General features: G+C 55.3%; 3 protein-coding genes. All 3 read left to right on the top strand.

Annotation, left to right across the window (positions count from 1 at the left end):
• Positions 1-466 precede the first annotated feature (466 nt).
• Genes trpX through lacNas_RS01915 form a run of 3 tightly spaced genes read left to right on the top strand, consistent with a single transcriptional unit; the run spans position 467 to position 3124 of the window.
• Positions 467-1447, top strand: a complete 981-nt coding sequence (gene trpX, locus lacNas_RS01925) for a tryptophan ABC transporter substrate-binding protein (protein WP_201331507.1) — start codon at positions 467-469, stop codon at positions 1445-1447.
• Positions 1448-1470: 23 nt separating this feature from the next.
• On the top strand, positions 1471-2367 hold the full coding sequence (locus tag lacNas_RS01920) for an ABC transporter permease (RefSeq protein ID WP_201331506.1): 897 nt from the start codon (positions 1471-1473) through the stop codon (positions 2365-2367).
• Complete coding sequence (locus lacNas_RS01915) at positions 2360-3124, top strand: ABC transporter ATP-binding protein (protein ID WP_201331505.1); 765 nt, start codon at positions 2360-2362, stop codon at positions 3122-3124. Before lacNas_RS01920 ends, lacNas_RS01915 begins: the two co-directional genes overlap by 8 nt.
• Positions 3125-3224 lie beyond the last annotated feature (100 nt).

The following is a 3224-nucleotide window of genomic DNA, read 5'->3' as shown; positions in this document are numbered from 1 at the left end:
ACGTTTCCAACCGCGAGACCGAGGGTTTGTCGGCTGACGGCAGCCAGCTTTACGTGCAGCTGGCCCAGCGGGGGGAAATTTTGTCCGGCCGCTGGTAAAAAGAAGGCAAAAGTCCCTTGACAGGGGCAGGCGATTCAAGTAATATTTAGTTAAAAATAAATAAGACATTAATTAAGAGGTAACAATGATGAACTTTCAAGCAATGGTAAAGGAAAGCTGGCAATTCAAGTAGAGATTGTTTCGCGGAGCGGCGATTCAATCTGTTTTGGCTTGAATTGCTGTCTGAATTGCTGAAAGCTCATCACGATCCGGATAGTAACAATTGAATCTATCCGGATTTTTCTTTGCTCAGAAACAAAAGGAGGATCCAGGCGGATCCTCCTTTTTTGTTTAAGCGCGGCTTTTAAGCAATGTTTTTATCTGTTTCAGTTGTTTTCATGATTAGTTGAATTTGTGAGGTAACAGAATGAAAAAAGTACTCGCGGCTTTTGCTGCAATCTATCTTTTTTTGGGAGCAGTCTTCTTCGTCAAGGTCAAGCCGGCGGCTGAAAAGACCAAGGAAGTCAGAGTCGGGGTTCTGACTTTGATGCGCCACCCGGCTTTAGACGAAATCTACCGGGGCTACCGGGCGGGGCTGGCCAAGTCCGGCTACAAGGTCAAGATTGACTATCAAAACGCCAACAACGACCAGAGCAACCTGAAGACGATGGCCGAAAAGCTGGTCAACAGCCAGGACCAGGTCCTGTTCGGGATCACCACGCCTTCATCCCAGGCCCTGGCCAACGCTACCAAGAAGAAGCCGATCGTCCTGGGGGCAGTGACTGACCCCAAGGGAGCCGGCCTGGTCAAAAACAACAAGCACCCCGGCGGCAACATCACCGGCGTGAGCGACCGGGCGCCGATCAAGCAGCAGCTGAAGCTGATCAAGCGCTTTTTGCCGAAGCTGAAGACCCTGGGCATCATCTATACCTCCAGCGACAGCTCGGCAGTCTCCGGCTATAAGCAGATCGTTTCTTATTGCAAGCAGATGGGGATCAGCTACCGGGCCTACTCAATTGCCAACAGCAATGACTTGAACCAGGTTTCCCAGCAGATGCTGACGAAGGTTGACGCGGTCATCGTGCCGACTGACAACACGATCGCCGGGGCCATGCAGACTTTGGTCAAAAATGCCAACGCGGCTAAAAAGCCGGTCTTCCCGGCAGCCGGGACCATGGTCAAAGACGGGGGGCTGGCAACTTACAGCGTGGACCAGTACAAGCTGGGCCTGATCGGGGCCAAGATGACCGTGCAGATCCTGAAGGGCAAAAAGCCGGGCGACATGGCCATCCGCTATGTTGAACACGGGACGCCCTACTTGAACCTCAAGGAAGCCAAAAAGCTGGGCATCAAGGTTCCGGCCAGCTTCTTGAAAGAAGCCAAGGCCAACGGAACCATCTACAAGTAATTTTTAGAACGGAGCAAGTGAAGATGAATTTAATCGTATCGGCAATCGGCCAGGGCTTCTTGTGGGGGCTCCTGGGGCTGGGGCTCTTTCTCAGCTTTAGAATCATGAACACCACGGATATGACCGTGGAAGGAACCTTTCCGCTGGGAGCGGCGGTTTCCGTCAGCCTGATCGTCAAGGGCGTTGACCCTTACCTGGCAACTCTGGCAGCTTTTCTGGCCGGGGCAGCAGCGGGCCTGGTGACGGCCCTTTTGATCACCAAGGGCAAGATCCCCAGCCTGCTGGCCGGGATTCTGACCATGACCGGGATCTACTCGGTCAACTTGATGGTCATGGGCAAATCCAACGTTTCCCTGCTGGGGCAAAAGACCATCTACTCTTCAGCCTTTTTGAAAAGCCTGCCGCAGTACTTTGACAGCGTCTTTGCCGGGACGGTGCTGATGGTGCTGGTGACCGTGATCTTGATCTGGTTTTTGACGACCGACTTCGGCCAGGCCTTCATCGCCACGGGCGACAACCCGCAGATGGCCAAGTCCCAGGGCATCAGCCCCCAGCAGATGACGGTGGCCGGGCTGATGATCTCCAACGGCCTGGTCGGCTTGTGCGGGGCCGTGGTGGCCCAGAGCAACGGCTACGCTGACGTGAACATGGGGACGGGCACGATCGTGATTGCCCTGGCTTCGATCATCATCAGCGAAGTCATCTTCAGAAACCTGAACCTGGCCAGCCGCCTGTTCGCGGTTACTCTGGGCAGCATCGTCTACCGCCTGCTTTTGCTGGCCGTTTTGCAGGTGGGCCTGTCCTCAAACAACCTGAACCTGATTTCTTCCCTGGTCCTGGCAGCCTGCATGATGCTGCCGCAGGTGGAGGCAAAACTGAAATTGAAGCAGACTTTTTTGAAAGGACTCAAGCATGACTAGTCAAAACTTGTTGGAATTAATCGATGTGGACGTTACCGTGAACCGCGGCAGCAGCGACGAAAACCAGATCCTGCGCAAGATCAACCTGCAGATCAAGCCTGGCGACTTCATCTGCCTTCTGGGCGGCAACGGGGCCGGGAAAAGCACCTTGCTCAACGTTTTGGCCGGGGCCATCCAGCCGACTGGCGGCAAAATCCTGCATGCCGGCCAGGACATCAGCCGGGAAAGCGAGGTCAAGCGCAGCAGCTACATCGCCCGGGTCTTTCAGGATCCCAAGATGGGGACGGCCCCGCGGATGACGGTGGCCGAAAACCTCCTGCTGGCCGCCAAGCGCGGGGAGCGGCGGGGACTGAAACTGCGCCGGCTCAAGGAAAGCAGCGACAAGTTCAAGCAGGCTTTGACCCGGGTCAACCCGGACCTGGCCGAGAAGCTCACTTTGCCGGTTGAACAGCTTTCCGGCGGGCAAAGACAGGCGCTCAGCTTCGTCATGGCCACCTACAAGAAGCCGGAGCTCCTGCTGCTTGACGAACACACCGCGGCCCTGGACCCCAGATCAAGCCGCAAGCTGATGGAGGCAACGGATGAGCAGATCCGGGCCCAGAAGATCACCGCGGTGATGATCACCCACCATATGGAAGATGCCTTAAAGTACGGCAACCGCCTGCTGGTGCTGGACCACGGGCAGATCACCCACGACTACCAGGGCCAGGCCAAACAGGAGCTGCAGATGCAGGATCTGGCGGCGCTGTTTGACTGATCAAAAAAGACAAAAAGAAAACCGCTACTGAAAAGTAGCGGTTTTTTTTTATGATGGACCCCCTGGGAGTCGAACCCAGATTTCAAGAACCGGAATCTTG

Source organism: Lactobacillus nasalidis, from assembly GCF_016587775.1.
Classification (GTDB): domain Bacteria; phylum Bacillota; class Bacilli; order Lactobacillales; family Lactobacillaceae; genus Lactobacillus; species Lactobacillus nasalidis.
Note: the sequence above shows the minus strand (reverse complement) of the source record. Positions and strands in the feature narration are given on the sequence as shown.